Source organism: Streptomyces sp. CA-146814 (assembly GCF_050942385.1).
Lineage (GTDB): Bacteria > Actinomycetota > Actinomycetes > Streptomycetales > Streptomycetaceae > Streptomyces.
Genome location: NZ_CP192068.1, coordinates 1,307,356 through 1,320,237, shown reverse-complemented (window position 1 = coordinate 1,320,237; position 12,882 = coordinate 1,307,356). Strand labels below are relative to the sequence as shown.

Below are 12,882 nucleotides of genomic sequence, written 5' to 3'. Positions count from 1 at the left end.
AGGGGTCAGCCGCGCTCCGGGCACCCCTGCGTCTCCTGGCAGAGGTTCGCCTCCACCTTCGCCAGCAGCCGCGTCAGCTCCGTACGCTCATCGCTCTCCAGGCCCGCCAGCGTGTGCTCCTCCAGGCTGCACCACGCGTCCCGCACCGCCGTGTGCAGCGCGCAGCTCTCCGCCGTCGCCTCCACCAGGACCGCCCGCCGGTCGTCCGGGTCGGGGCGGCGGCGCACATGGCCGGTCTGCTCCAGGCGCTGGAGCATCTTGGTGACCGTCGACGGGTCCAGGTCCAGCGTCCTGATCAGCTCGGACTGGCGGACCGGCCCCGAGTCCCACAGCTGCATCATCAGCAGTTCCTGGCCCGGATAGAGTCCCAGCCCCTTGAGCAGCTTGCCCGCCGCGATCCGGTGCAGCCGGGCGACGCGGGAGACGGCGTGGCTCACGGGCCCGCCGAGCGCTGCTCCGGGCAGCGCGTCGGTACAGGGGGCTTCCGCGGTGGCGTTGGTGGCGGTGTTCATGGCGGGCTCCTCGGTGCTGCTCCGATGGGGGGCTTCTCTGGCGACCGGAGCCTTCCGGACACTTTACCTTGGTCGGCCAATCAATGCGCTACAGTGGCCGTCAGCGCCAATGGTTGGCCGACCACATACCTAATTTATTGGTCGACCACATAATCTTCTGGGAGCCTTGATGACCACCGCTTTCGACCCCATCGACCTCTCCGGCATCCCGCTGGCCAACCGCATCGTGATGGCCCCGATGACCCGGAGCCGGGCGGGCGAGGGCGGTACGGCCACCGAGCTCACGGCCGCCTACTACGCCCAGCGCGCCTCGGCCGGCCTCGTCATCACCGAAGGCATCCAGCCCTCCGCCGTCGGCCAGGGCTACCCGTTCACACCCGGGCTGCACAGCGCCGAGCAGGTCGCCTCCTGGCGCAAGGTCACCGACGCGGTGCACGCCGAAGGCGGCCGGATCTTCGCCCAGATCATGCACGCCGGCCGCATCGGCCACCCGGATCTGCTTCCCGACGGCCTGGTCCCGGTCAGCGCCTCGCCGGTCAAGGCCGCCGGTCAGGTCTACTCCGCCGAGGGCCCCAAGGACTTCGTCGAGCCGCACGAGCTGACCGGTGCCGAGATCCGGCAGACCATCGCCGACTTCGCCGCCGCCGCCCGCAACGCCGTCGAGGCCGGATTCGACGGCGTGGAGCTGCACGGCGCCAACGGCTACCTCATCCACCAGTTCCTCGCGCCCAACACCAACCTGCGCACCGATGAGTGGGGTGGCTCGGAGAGCGCGCGCATCCGGTTCGCCGTGGAGGTGGTCAAGGCGGTCGCGGCCGAGATCGGCGGAGCCCGCACCGGACTGCGGATCTCGCCGTCCAACCCGTACAACGACATCGACGAGCCCGCTCCGGACGCCGTCTACACCGCGCTGGCCCAGGAGATCGAGCCGCTCGGCCTCGCCTATCTGCACATCCTGGAGGGCGCGCCGATCCGCGAACTGACCCTCCAGCTGCGCAAGGTGTTCACCGGCACCGTCCTGATCAACGTGCACTCCGACGGGCCGACCGGCCCGGACGACCACACCGTGATCGACGACGGCATCGCCGACCTCATCTCGTACGGCGTCCTCTTCCTCGCCAACCCGGACCTGCCCGCCCGCCTCAAGGCCAAGGGCCCCTTCAACGCCCCCGACCCGTCGTCCTTCTTCGGCGGCGACGCCAAGGGCTACACCGACTACCCGGCGCTCGACGCCGTCTGATCCTCCAGGGGCCGCCCGTCCCACCGCCACTGTGTGCGGCGCGGGTGGTCCGGCAACTCCTCGCGGCCGGTGGCCCAGAGCAGCACGGTCCACCGGTCGCCGCCCGCCGGCGCTGCGGGGAAGAGCCGGGCCAGCACCCGGTCGCAGAGCGCGGCGGGCGGCGCCCACGTGAGGCCGAGGCCCTCCGCGAGGTCATGGGTGTGCACCAGGGTCTCCACCACGCCCATCGCGGCGAAGCCCTCCGGGTCGGAGATCCCGAACCCGTGGTACGAGCGCACCTCCGGCGGCGTCGTCCGCGCCATCGAGGCCAGCAGCGCACCGCTCGCCTCCAGCGTGGCCAGCAGCCCGGCGGGCCCGGCCGCCCGGTCCGCGAAGACGGCGTTGTACGGCCCGCCCGGCCGCTCCGGCGCCCACCGGTAGGGCACCTCACCGTCGAGCGGAGGCGTACGCGGGCCCAACTGGACGGCGTACGCGAAGAGATCGTCGCCCAGGTGCTCCACCGTCTCCCAGCAGCTCCACTCCAGCGTCCCGGCAGGCGCGTCCCAGCGGTCCGCCGGAGCTCCGGCCAGCACGTCCACCGCGAGCCGCACTGCGGTGGTCACATCGTCGGCCGTCACCGGCAGCCGCGTCCCGCTCAGCGCGGCCCGCTCGGCGGCCGAACACTCCACGCAGAACTCGTTCCCCTCCGGATCCGCCAGCGTCGCCCACCCCCGCCCGTTCGGCCTCCGGTGGTCACCGACCAGCGTGGCGCCGAGCCCGAGAAGCCGCTCCACCTCCTCGTCCCGGGTGCGGTCCTGCGGCTGGATGTCGAGGTGCACCCGGTTCTTGGCCGTTTTGGCGTCGGGGCCCTGAACGAAGAGGATCGCGGCGCCCGGGGTTTCGAGCAGGGCCTCCGGGTCGCCGGGGAGGTCGTCGTCGGCGAGCGGCGCGCCGAGCACCTGGGACCAGAAGGTGCCGAGCGCGTGGGCGTCGGCGCAGTCGACGGTGATGTGCCGTACGTGAGAAGTCATGGTCGCCACCCTGACCGGTGGCCGGTGCCGGGTCCAGCGAGATACGCGCCGGGGCCCGGGACGGCTTACCGTCCCGGGCCCCTGTGTGCCTGCGCGTGGCGCTACTTCACCGGCGTGAAGTCCCGCGCCCCGATGAACTCCGGGCGGCGGATCGGCGCCGCGAACGGCTCCTGCGCCTCGTTCTCCACGCTGTTGAAGACGATGAAGACGTTCGAGCGCGCGTACGGGGTGATGTTGTCGCCCGAGCCGTGCATGGCGTTGCAGTCGAACCAGGTCGCCGAACCGGCCTTGCCCGTGAAGAGCCTGATGCCGTGGCGGTCGGCCATCTTCGTCAGGGCTTCGTCGGACGGGGTGCCGGCGTCCTGCATCTGGAGCGACTTCTTGTAGTTGTCCTTCGGCGTCTCGCCCGCACAGCCGAGGAACGACTTGTGCGAACCGGGCATGATCATCAGCCCGCCGTTGGTGTCGAAGTTCTCGGTGAGCGCGATCGACACGGAGACGGTCCGCATGTTCGGCAGACCGTCCTCGGCGTGCCACGTCTCGAAGTCCGAGTGCCAGTAGAAGCCCGTGGCCCCGAAGCCCGGCTTCACATTGATCCGGGACTGGTGGACGTACACGTCCGAGCCGAGGATCTGGCGGGCCCGGCCCACCACCCGCTCGTCGCGGACCAGAGCGGCGAAGACCTCGCTGATCTTGTGGACCTCGAAGACGGACCGTACGTTCTGCGACTGCTTCTCCACGATGGAGCGCTCGTCGGCACGGATCGCCGGGTCGGTGATCAGCCGGTTCAGCTCCGCCTCGTAGACGGCGACCTCGTCCGGGGTGATGAGCTGGTCGACGGTGAGGAAGCCGTCGTGTTCGTAGCCCTGGAGATCCTTGGCGGCGATCGGGCCCGGTGCGCCCGGCGCGGACCAGATGACCGGGTCCTGGCGGGGAGTGGTCATCTCGGCGGCGCCGCGCGAGGGGTACAGATCGGCGCGTACTTCGGTGGTCATGGTGGTTCAGGCCTCCTCGGTCAGCAGTGGGTAGACACCGTTCTCGTCATGGTCCTCCCGTCCGGTGACGGGGGGGTTGAAGACGCACACGCAGCGGAAGTCGGTCTTGGGCCGCAGGGTGTGCCGCTCATGCCCGTCCAGCAGGTACATCGTGCCGGGGGAGATCCAGTGGGTCTCGCCGGTCTCGTCGTTGGTGAGCTCGGCCTCGCCCTCGGTGCACAGGACGGCCTCGATGTGGTTCGCGTACCACATGGAGGTCTCCGTACCCGCGTAGAGCACGGTCTCGTGGAGCGAGAAGCCCACCTTCTCCTTGGCGAGCACGATGCGCTTGCTCTCCCAGGTGCCGGACGCGGACTTCACATGCCGGTCGGTGTTCTCGATGTCCTTGAACGATCGGACGATCACGGTGAGCAGTGCCTTTCTCTTGAACTCCGCCCCGGGCCCGTGAGGCCCGGGGCGCTACTTCCCGCCTGCCCCGGACTCGCCGGGTCAGGCCGTCTCGCGGACGCAGCGGGCCAGCGTGCGCAGGCCCTCGTCCAGCTCGTCGGTGGTGACGGTCAGCGGCGGCAGCAGCTTGACGACCTCGCTCTGCGGGCCGGAGGTCTCCAGCAGGAGCCCCAGCTCGAAGGCGCGGGCGCAGACCGCCGAGGCGCGCGCCGGGTCCTGGAACTCCATGCCCCAGACCAGGCCGCGACCGCGGAACTGCGCGGTCGGCTCCTCGGCGCAGATGGCCAGCAGCGCCTGCTCGACCTGTTCGCCGCGGGCCTGGGTCTGCTTCTCCATCTGGCCGTCGGCCCAGTAGGCGTCCAGCGCGGCGGCGGCCGTGACGAAGGCCGGGTTGTTGCCGCGGAAGGTGCCGTTGTGCTCGCCCGGCTCCCAGATGTCCAGCTCCGGCTTGAACAGGCAGAGCGACATCGGCAGGCCGTAGCCGCTGATGGACTTCGACAGCGTGACGATGTCCGGGACGATGCCGGCCTCCTCGAAGGAGAAGAAGCCGCCGGTACGGCCGCAGCCCATCTGGATGTCGTCGACGATCAGCAGCATGTCCTGGCGCTCGCACAGCTCCTTGAGCGCGCGCAGCCACTCGGCGCGGGCGACGTTGATGCCGCCCTCGCCCTGGACGGTCTCCACGATCACGGCGGCGGGCTTGTTCAGCCCGGAGCCCTGGTCCTCCAGCAGCCGCTCGAACCAGAGGAAGTCGGGGACCGTACCGTCGAAGTAGTTGTCGAACGGCATCGGCGTGCCGTGCACCAGCGGGATCCCGGCGCCGGCCCGCTTGAACGCGTTGCCGGTGACGGCGAGCGAGCCCAGCGACATGCCGTGGAAGGCGTTGGTGAACGAGACGACCGACTCGCGGCCCTTGACCTTACGGGCCAGCTTCAGCGCCGACTCGACGGCGTTGGTGCCCGTCGGGCCGGGGAACATGACCTTGTACGGCAGGTCGCGCGGGCGCAGGATGACGTTCTGGAACGTCTCCAGGAAGGCGCGCTTGGCGGTGGTCGCCATGTCCAGGCCGTGGGTGATGCCGTCGCGCTCGATGTAGTCGATCAGCGCTCGTTTCAGCACCGGGTTGTTGTGGCCGTAGTTGAGCGAGCCGGCGCCGGCGAAGAAGTCCAGGTAGGAGTGGCCGTCCTCATCGGTCAGCCGGGCGCCCTGCGCGCGGTCGAACACAGCCGGCCAGCCGCGGCAGTAGCTACGGACCTCCGACTCCAGGGTCTCGAAGACGCTCAGTGCGGGCGGGGTGATGGTCACAGCGAATCTCCTGCGTGAGGGGGTGTGACGGGCAAGGTGGTCGGTGCTCCCTGCCGCGCGGAGGCGGCCGGGACCGCGCCGGATGGTCGGCCGGCGCGAAAAGTCGTGGGGAAACCGGCGTACGGGTCAGGTACGCCGGACCGCGAGCGGAGCCTGTCCGCTCAGGTCACTCGGGCGGCTCGGGGTGGCTCAGGCGGCTCAGTCCGCGAAGGGACCTATCCGGTAGAGGACCTCCGGCAGGTGCGTCCCTTCGGGGAACAGCCCGCCGTCGAAGAGCACCTCCTGCTCCAGCGGCACGTCGTGCCGCTGGGCGAAGGACGTGAAGAGCCGGTCGGACGCGGTGTTGTCCGGGGTGATCGTCGTCTCGACGCAGGAGAGCCCCTGGTCGGCGGCGACCCGCGCGGTCAGCGCGTCCAACAGGGTTGCGGCGAGTCCCTTGCCGCGGTGCGCCCCGTCGACGGCGACCTGCCAGACGACGAGGGTCTCCGGGCGGTCGGGACGGATGTAGCCGGTGACGAAGGCGATCGGCTCGCCGTCCTCGCCACGGGCGACGGCGGACGTCGCGGCGAAGTCACGACACCACAGCAGGTAGCTGTACGAGGAGTTCAGGTCCAGGACCTCGGAGTCGCGGGCGATGCGCCAGATCGCGGCTCCGTCCTCCACTCGTGGCGTGTCGATACTCAGGAATTCGCTTCGGGCACGGGCAAAATCTGCTGGTGCGGCGGTCATGTGAATTGAATTTACCCAGCAAATTTCTAAATTGCATCGCGGCAAAGGGTTGGGCGGAGCGCCTGTATGTGTTATCAGGCGTGCGCGAGATCCCCCAGGATCCGGGCACGATTTCGCGCTCTTTGTCCTGAATTTTTCGGGCATAACGTCGATCGTGTGGAGTCGGTCACAGGGTTGTAACTCCTGTGAGACGTGTCCGAATCATGAAGTTCGAGCCCCGAAAAAACTTCCGCGTTTAGCGGGCAGGAAAGCGGGCAGAAGAATGCGGGGAGCTGCTTACGGTAAAGCAGCTCCCCGCATTATGAATATCAGAGGCCCGGCCAGGTTTCCGAGGCCGCACGGCGGGCAGCATCGAAGTCGACCGTCCGCCCGGTATCGGACAGCGCGGCCCCCAGTGCCGCGAGCGAGGTCAGCACCGCGCTCCCCGTCGCGTCCGCCCCGTAGTGATTGACCCGGATCATCTCCTTGGCCAGCGCCCCGCCGCCCGCGATGAGCGGCAGCGAGGGCTCCAGCTCCAGCGCCCGCGCGACCAGCGCGGAGGCGTCCGTCCCGGCCGGCGCGCGCAGCGTCGTGGCCACCGGAGCGGCGTCCCGCGCCTGAAGGACGTACGGCTCCAGACCGCCGCCGAGCGCCACCTCACCCGCCCGGGTCGCCGCCGCGGCGTAGGCGTGGCGGGCCGTCACCGTCTCCAGCCCGTCCTCCTCGATCCGCTCCAGGCACGCCTCCAGACCCAGCATCTCCAGCTGCGCCGGAGCGTGCGGCAGAGCCGTGCGGCCGCCGTCGATCCAGCGCTCCTTCCAGTCCAGCAGCGAGAGGTACGAGCGCCGGGGCGCGGCCGGGTTGGCGGCGATCCGCTCCCAGGCCCGTGCGCTCACCGACACCGCCGACACACCCGCCGGACCGCCCATCGCCTTCTGCGCACCGATCACGCACAGGTCCACGCCCCAGGCGTCCGGCAGCAGCGGCTCGGCGGCCACCGAGGCGACCGCGTCCAGCATGAACAGCGCCCCGTGCGCCCGGACCACCTCGCCGATCTCCGCGACCGGGTTGGTGTTGCCGGTCGCCGCCTCCGCGTGCACCAGCGAGACGAAGTCGATCTCCGGGTGCTCGGCGAGCGCCTCGGCCACCTGGTCGGCGGTGACCGCGGTGTGGAAGGGCACGCTGAGGTCGACGACCTCGGCGCCGCAGTCCCGCAGCCAGTTGCCGAAGGTCTGCCCGTACGGTCCGGTGACCACGTTCAGCGCGGTCGAGCCGGGCCTGGCACCGCTGCGGATGCAGCCCTCCAGCGGCAGCAGCGCCTCGCCCTGCGTGATGACGACGTCCTGCTCGGTGGCGAGGAGCGCGGCCACCCGCCGCTCGATGGCCGCGAAGTGCGCGGCGGTCAGCGGGGGGAGGTCGAGGAAGGGGTGCGTCACGGTGGGGCTCTCTCCGGGTCGGTCGGGTCGTCTTCTCTGGTGCGGGCGGCGGGGTCCGGCTCGCGGCCGACGCCCTCCTCGCAGCCTACCGAGGGCCTCGTACAGTGCCGCTATGAGTGATCAGGTGCGCGAGCGGGACGGGCAGCGGGTGCTGCGGGTCAAGGGACGGGTCCTCGTCGGGCCGGACGAGGTGCGCGACGAACTGTGGGCCGTCGACGGACACATCACCTACGAGCGGCCGCCGGGCGCGGAGAGCGCGGAGACCGTCACCGGCTGGGCGCTGCCCGGACTCGTCGACGCGCACTGCCATGTCGGCCTGGACCGGCACGGCCCGGTCGACGCGGCGACCGCCGAGAAGCAGGCCCTCACCGACCGCGAGGCCGGGACCCTGCTCATCCGGGACGCCGGATCGCCGTCCGACACCCGCTGGATCGACGGCCGCGAGGACCTGCCGAAGATCATCCGGGCCGGCCGCCACATCGCCAGGACCCGGCGCTACATCCGTAACTACGCGCATGAGATCGAGCCCGGCGACCTCGTGGCGTACGTCGCGCAGGAGGCCCGGCGCGGTGACGGCTGGGTCAAGCTGGTGGGGGACTGGATCGACCGGGACGCGGGCGACCTCACCGCCTGCTGGCCGCGCGGCGAGGTCGCGGCGGCCATCGCGGAGGCGCACCGGCTCGGCGCCCGCGTCACCGCGCACTGCTTCGCCGAGGAGTCGCTGCGCGATCTGGTGGAGGCGGGCATCGACTGCGTCGAGCACGCCACCGGCCTCACCGAGGAGACCATCCCGCTCTTCGCGGAACGCGGCGTCGCGATCGTCCCGACGCTGGTCAACATCGCCACGTTCCCGGACCTCGCGGCGGGCGGCGAGGCCAAGTTCCCGCGCTGGTCGGCGCATATGCGGCAGTTGTACGAGCGGCGCTACGACACCGTCCGGTCCGCGTACGACGCCGGCATCCCGGTCTACGTCGGCACCGACGCGGGCGGCTCGCTGGCGCACGGCCTGGTCGCGGGCGAGGTCGCCGAGCTGGTGAAGGCGGGCATCCCGCCGCTGGAGGCGCTCTCGGCCACGGCGTGGGGAGCGAGGCGGTGGCTGGGGCGGCCGGGTCTGGAGGAAGGCGCTCCGGCGGACCTGGTCGTGTACGAGGAGGACCCGCGCGCGGACGTCCGGGTGCTGGCGGCCCCGCGCCACATCGTGCTGAACGGGCGGGTCGTCGGGTGATGGTGCGCCTGGTTGACCGGCAGTGACGGATCGGCCTTCCGGCTCGTTGATGTGGTCCGCTCGTCGACGTACCTGGGCTCACGGTGTGTGAAACGGGTGAGTACGTGGGGTGGGAGGGAACGCACGTGCCGAAAGATTCGAATATGCGCGCGGAAACCCCCCTTTGGGGTGAACTCACGCCAGGTGTCCGCCAGTTCACCCACAGTGCGTAAAGATTCACGGAGTCGAGGCCACCGGCACAGGCGATGTCCCCCATTGGACTGTGCCGGTGGCTCCATGTCTCTTGTGGGGGTTCCACCATCTTGAACAGCAACACCTTCCGTCTCGCTGCCCTGGCGGTCGCCGCCGCTCCCGTCGCCCTGTTTGCCGCCGTCCCCGCGCAGGCAGCCCCGGCGACGCCCGCCACCGGCGGCGAGGGCAAGGCGAGCGCGGTCGTGCTCCGTACCGCGCTCGACGTCCCGCTCCTCAACAAGTCCGTCCAGGTGCCCCTCAAGGTCACGCTCAACGAGGTGCAGGCACCGGCCAGCGCCGAGCAGACCGCGCTCTCGGTGAACCTGGACGGTGTGGCGGGCGGAAAGCCGGTCAGTGTCCTGCGCGCCGACGTGGCCACGGCCGACGCCACCGTGGACGAGAAGAAGGCCGAGGGCCACGTCAACCTGGTCAAGGCCCGCGTCCATGTGCCCGGACTGCCGCTGCTCTCGCTCATCGAGGTCGAGAAGGTGACCTCCAAGGCGCTCTGCGAGGTCGGCAAGGAGCCCGTCGCCGAATCGAACGTGCTCGGCCACGTCAAGGTGCTCGGCAAGAAGGTGACGCTCTCCGCGGGCGGCCCGACCCTGGTCACGGTTCCGGGCGTCGGTGAGGTGAGCCTCGACCTGTCGAAGACGGAGACCACCGCGCGTACGGCGGCGGCGACGGCGCTCCAGCTGAAGGTCGCGATCAACCCGCTCAAGCTCAACGTGGCCGAGGTAAACGGCGAGGTCACGCTGGCCCAGGCGACCTGCGAGACCCCGAAGGCGCCGGAGGAGCCGGGCGGCAGCGACGGCGGTTCGACGGACGGCGGTGCCACGGGCGGTTCCACGGGCGGCTCCGGCGGCGGTGACACCGGAGGCTCCACGGGCGGGTCCACCGGTGGCGGCGACACCGGTGGTTCCGACGGCGGCTCCACCGGTGGCGACCAGGGCGACGGCGGCTCCGACGTGAAGCCGCAGACCGGTTCCGACTCCGGCAAGGCCCCCACCACGGCCAACCTCGCCGAGACCGGTGGCAGCTCCTCCACCCCGTACATCGCGGGCGGCGCGGCCCTGCTGCTCGCGGTCGGCGCGGGCGCCACGGTGGTCGCGCGCCGGCGCAGCGGCAGCGCCCAGAGCTGATCCCGGCTCACCCACGAAACCCGGCGGCGGCGTTCGTCCGACGGAACGCCGCCGCCGGCAGGGGCCCTTCCGGCAGGGTCCTCAGAGCCCGGTGCGCGCGGGCAGCGCCTGAACCGCCTGGTCCAGGGCCTGGAGGAAGCGGTTGGTCGTCGCCCGGTCGCGGACGGCCAGCCGCAGCCACTGCGGGCCGAGCCCCGGGAACGTATCGCCGCGCCGGGCCGCGAAGCCCAGCAGCCGCAGCCGCTCCCGGATCTCCGCCGCCCGTTCCAGCCGGACCAGGACGAACGGCCCCCGCGCCGCCTCCACCGCCCGCACCTCGCTGAACTCCGCCAGCCCGGCCAGCAGATGGGTCCGGTCCACCGTGATCCGGTCCGCCGCCTCCGCCGCCTCCACCAGCGCCCGCGGCTCCATGCACGCCTGGGCCGCCGCCAGCGCCGGGGACGACACCGGCCACAGCGGCTGCGCCTCCGCCAGCAGCGCGATCGTCTCCGGCTCGGCCAGCACATAGCCGATCCGCAGCCCGGCCAGCCCCCAGGTCTTGGTCAGGCTGCGCAGCACGACCAGACCCGGAATGTCCGTCCGCCCGCACAGCGCCTCGCGCTCGCCCGGCACCACATCCATGAACGCCTCGTCCACCACCAGCGTCCGCCCGGGTCTGGCCAGCCGCTCCAGCAGCGCCGCCGGATGCAGCACGGAGGTCGGGTTGGTCGGGTTGCCGACCACCACCAGATCCGCCTCCTCCGGCACCGCCGCCGGGTCGAGCCGGAAGCCGTCCTCCGCCCGCAGCAGCACCCGCCCCACCCCGTGCCCGGCCGCCCGCAGCGCCGCCTCCGGCTCGGTGAACTGCGGGTGTACGACCACCGGGCAGCGGGCCGGCAGCGCCCGCGCGATCAGCACGAACGCCTCCGCCGCCCCGGCCGTCAGCAGGACGCGCTCCACCGGCAGTCCGTGCCGCTCGGCGACCGCCGCCCGGGCCGCCGAGCCGTCGGGGTAGGCGGCCAGCGAGACGAGCGAGGCGGCTATCCGCTGGCGCAGCCACTCCGGTGGTGTGTGGGTCCGGACGTTCACGGCGAGATCGGTCAGATTCTCGCCGCGCACCTCCGCGTCGCCGTGGTGCCGCAGGTCGGGCCCGGCGCTCTCGATGTCTCGCGTGGGGGGATGTGTGGGGGGAGTCATGGCTGCCATGGTGAACGGGCCGGGGCCTTCCGTCACGAGTGGGGTGGAAGTTTTCTCGCCGGAAACAGGGAAAGGCGCAAGGACGGCCGGAAAGCGGCGGGCCACCGCGCAAGTCGCCAGACCCTGGCCGACGGCCTTCCCGACGACCAGCTCGTCCGCGCCGATCAGCGCCGCCGCCTCCGCCACCGACGGCGTCCCCACCGCCTCGGCCGCCGCACCCGACGGATTCGGTACGCGCACCGCCGCCAGCGCCGCCGCCGGATAGGTCCGCACCGGCACCCCGAGCCGCGCCGCGGCCCCCACGATCCCCGGCTCGTCCGCCTTCGCGTCGACGGTCGCCACCTCCACCACATCGGCGGTCCGCAGCCCGGCCGCGCGCAGCGTCCGCTCGATCAGGCCGAACACCGCGTCGGCCGGCGCGTCCCGGCGGGCGCCGACCCCGACGACCAGGTTCCGCACACCGGGCTCGGAGGTGGGGGTCGTCATGGCGGAGCCTGCCTTTCACATCAAGCGGTGGGGGGTGGAGCTGTTCCGTATACGGTCACGGACCCGGCGGCCGTACGGCTCACGGACCTGGCGGCCTTACGGCTCACGGGCCTCGGCGTACGGGCGGACGCGGGCGGCCCCGGTAAGGACACCCTGAGATGCGGCCGACCGTGCCGATCGACTAGCAAGACCCCATGGCGGTGTTCGTCGCGCTCGGCGCGTTCCTGATGACTCTGGCCGGCGGCTGGGTCGCGCAACGCGTCACCGACCGCCGCCACCTGGTGCTCGGCTTCGCGGGCGGGCTGATGCTCGGCGTGGTCGGCCTGGACCTCCTGCCGGAGGCGATGGAGGCCGCGGGCACCCCGGTCTTCGGTGTGCCCGCCGCTCTGCTGCTCTTCGTCGGCGGCTTCCTGGTGGCCCACCTGGTGGAGGGACTGCTCGCCGTACGCCAGGTGGCACATGGGGCGAGCGGTGAGCGCGTGCCGCAGGTGGGGCTGACGGCGGCCGCCGCGATGGTCGGCCACAGCCTGATGGACGGCATCGCGCTCGGCGCCGCCTTCCAGGTCAGCGGAGCCATGGGCGTGGCCGTCGCGCTGGCGGTGATCAGTCATGACTTCGCCGACGGATTCAACACGTACACCCTCACCAGTCTTTACGGGAACGCCCGTCGCAAGGCGCTCCTGATGCTGTTCGCGGCAGCCGTGGCCCCGGTCGTGGGCGCCGCGACGACGCTGCTGTTCACCCTTCCGGAGGAACTGCTCGGCGGCTATCTCGGATTCTTCGGCGGAGCCCTGCTCTACCTGGCCGCTGCGGAGATTCTTCCCGAGGCACACCACACCCATCCCGCCCGTTCCACCCTTCTCTGCACCATCGGGGGCGTGGGCTTCATCTGGCTGGTGGTCGGCATCGCCGAGTGAGCTGTACGTGCGCCGGCGTGCGCCCTGGTACGCCTCACCGCACCCGGCAGTGCTC

General features: G+C 71.5%; 12 protein-coding genes. 4 read left to right on the top strand and 8 right to left on the bottom strand.

From position 1 onward, the window contains the following. Positions 1-5: 5 nt before the first annotated feature. Entirely contained in the window at positions 6-512 is a 507-nt protein-coding gene (locus ACQP09_RS05845) for a MarR family winged helix-turn-helix transcriptional regulator (protein WP_433396491.1), read from the bottom strand. 169 nt (positions 513-681) lie between these two features. On the opposite strand from ACQP09_RS05845, the gene ACQP09_RS05840 reads away from it, so the two are divergent. Continuing rightward, a complete protein-coding gene (locus tag ACQP09_RS05840) occupies positions 682-1,752 on the top strand; it encodes an alkene reductase (protein WP_433396489.1) in 1,071 nt (356 codons plus the stop codon). Here ACQP09_RS05840 and ACQP09_RS05835 read toward each other — a convergent pair. From ACQP09_RS05835 to ACQP09_RS05810, 6 genes are all read right to left on the bottom strand, one after another. Continuing rightward, a complete protein-coding gene (locus ACQP09_RS05835) occupies positions 1,728-2,762 on the bottom strand; it encodes a VOC family protein (protein ID WP_433396488.1) in 1,035 nt (344 codons plus the stop codon). The two genes, ACQP09_RS05840 and ACQP09_RS05835, sit on opposite strands and share 25 nt — an antisense overlap. A 101-nt stretch (positions 2,763-2,863) precedes the next feature. After that, the gene (thpD, locus tag ACQP09_RS05830; RefSeq protein ID WP_018512206.1) at positions 2,864-3,757 is read right to left on the bottom strand and encodes an ectoine hydroxylase; all 894 of its coding nucleotides are present in this window, start codon (positions 3,755-3,757) and stop codon (positions 2,864-2,866) included. Between the two features lie 6 nt (positions 3,758-3,763). Then, complete coding sequence (locus ACQP09_RS05825) at positions 3,764-4,162, bottom strand: ectoine synthase (protein ID WP_018512207.1); 399 nt, start codon at positions 4,160-4,162, stop codon at positions 3,764-3,766. An 84-nt stretch (positions 4,163-4,246) separates the two neighbouring features. Next, positions 4,247-5,509: a diaminobutyrate--2-oxoglutarate transaminase gene (gene ectB, locus ACQP09_RS05820; RefSeq protein ID WP_433396485.1), complete on the bottom strand. Its 1,263-nt coding sequence runs from the start codon at positions 5,507-5,509 to the stop codon at positions 4,247-4,249. A 198-nt stretch (positions 5,510-5,707) separates the two neighbouring features. Next, a complete protein-coding gene (gene ectA / locus ACQP09_RS05815; protein WP_432151720.1) occupies positions 5,708-6,238 on the bottom strand; it encodes a diaminobutyrate acetyltransferase in 531 nt (176 codons plus the stop codon). A 308-nt stretch (positions 6,239-6,546) separates the two neighbouring features. Beyond that, positions 6,547-7,653 carry a pyridoxal-phosphate-dependent aminotransferase family protein gene (locus ACQP09_RS05810; protein ID WP_433396484.1) on the bottom strand — a complete coding sequence of 369 codons (1,107 nt, stop codon included), beginning with the start codon at positions 7,651-7,653 and terminating at the stop codon, positions 6,547-6,549. A 112-nt stretch (positions 7,654-7,765) separates the two neighbouring features. Here ACQP09_RS05810 and ACQP09_RS05805 point away from each other — a divergent pair, with 112 nt between their 5' ends. Further along, positions 7,766-8,878 carry an amidohydrolase family protein gene (locus ACQP09_RS05805; RefSeq protein WP_433396482.1) on the top strand — a complete coding sequence of 371 codons (1,113 nt, stop codon included), beginning with the start codon at positions 7,766-7,768 and terminating at the stop codon, positions 8,876-8,878. 302 nt (positions 8,879-9,180) lie between these two features. Next, positions 9,181-10,248: an SCO1860 family LAETG-anchored protein gene (locus ACQP09_RS05800; protein WP_433396480.1), complete on the top strand. Its 1,068-nt coding sequence runs from the start codon at positions 9,181-9,183 to the stop codon at positions 10,246-10,248. 81 nt (positions 10,249-10,329) lie between these two features. Here the strand turns inward: ACQP09_RS05800 and cobC are convergent, their stop codons facing one another. Further along, positions 10,330-11,910 carry an Rv2231c family pyridoxal phosphate-dependent protein CobC gene (gene cobC / locus ACQP09_RS05795; RefSeq protein ID WP_433396479.1) on the bottom strand — a complete coding sequence of 527 codons (1,581 nt, stop codon included), beginning with the start codon at positions 11,908-11,910 and terminating at the stop codon, positions 10,330-10,332. Between the two features lie 194 nt (positions 11,911-12,104). Between cobC and ACQP09_RS05790 the strand changes: the two genes are divergently transcribed. Continuing rightward, positions 12,105-12,827 (top strand): ZIP family metal transporter, encoded by a 723-nt coding sequence (locus ACQP09_RS05790; RefSeq protein ID WP_093688274.1) that lies wholly within the window; start codon positions 12,105-12,107, stop codon positions 12,825-12,827. Positions 12,828-12,882 lie beyond the last annotated feature (55 nt).

Coding starts and splice junctions, on each gene's coding strand:
- ACQP09_RS05845 (WP_433396491.1), bottom strand. CDS start 512: ATGAACACCGCCACCAACGCCACCGCGGAAGCCCCCTGTACCGACGCG.
- ACQP09_RS05840 (WP_433396489.1), top strand. CDS start 682: ATGACCACCGCTTTCGACCCCATCGACCTCTCCGGCATCCCGCTGGCC.
- ACQP09_RS05835 (WP_433396488.1), bottom strand. CDS start 2,762: ATGACTTCTCACGTACGGCACATCACCGTCGACTGCGCCGACGCCCAC.
- thpD (WP_018512206.1), bottom strand. CDS start 3,757: ATGACCACCGAAGTACGCGCCGATCTGTACCCCTCGCGCGGCGCCGCC.
- ectA (WP_432151720.1), bottom strand. CDS start 6,238: ATGACCGCCGCACCAGCAGATTTTGCCCGTGCCCGAAGCGAATTCCTG.
- ACQP09_RS05805 (WP_433396482.1), top strand. CDS start 7,766: ATGAGTGATCAGGTGCGCGAGCGGGACGGGCAGCGGGTGCTGCGGGTC.
- cobC (WP_433396479.1), bottom strand. CDS start 11,910: ATGACGACCCCCACCTCCGAGCCCGGTGTGCGGAACCTGGTCGTCGGG.
- ACQP09_RS05790 (WP_093688274.1), top strand. CDS start 12,105: ATGGCGGTGTTCGTCGCGCTCGGCGCGTTCCTGATGACTCTGGCCGGC.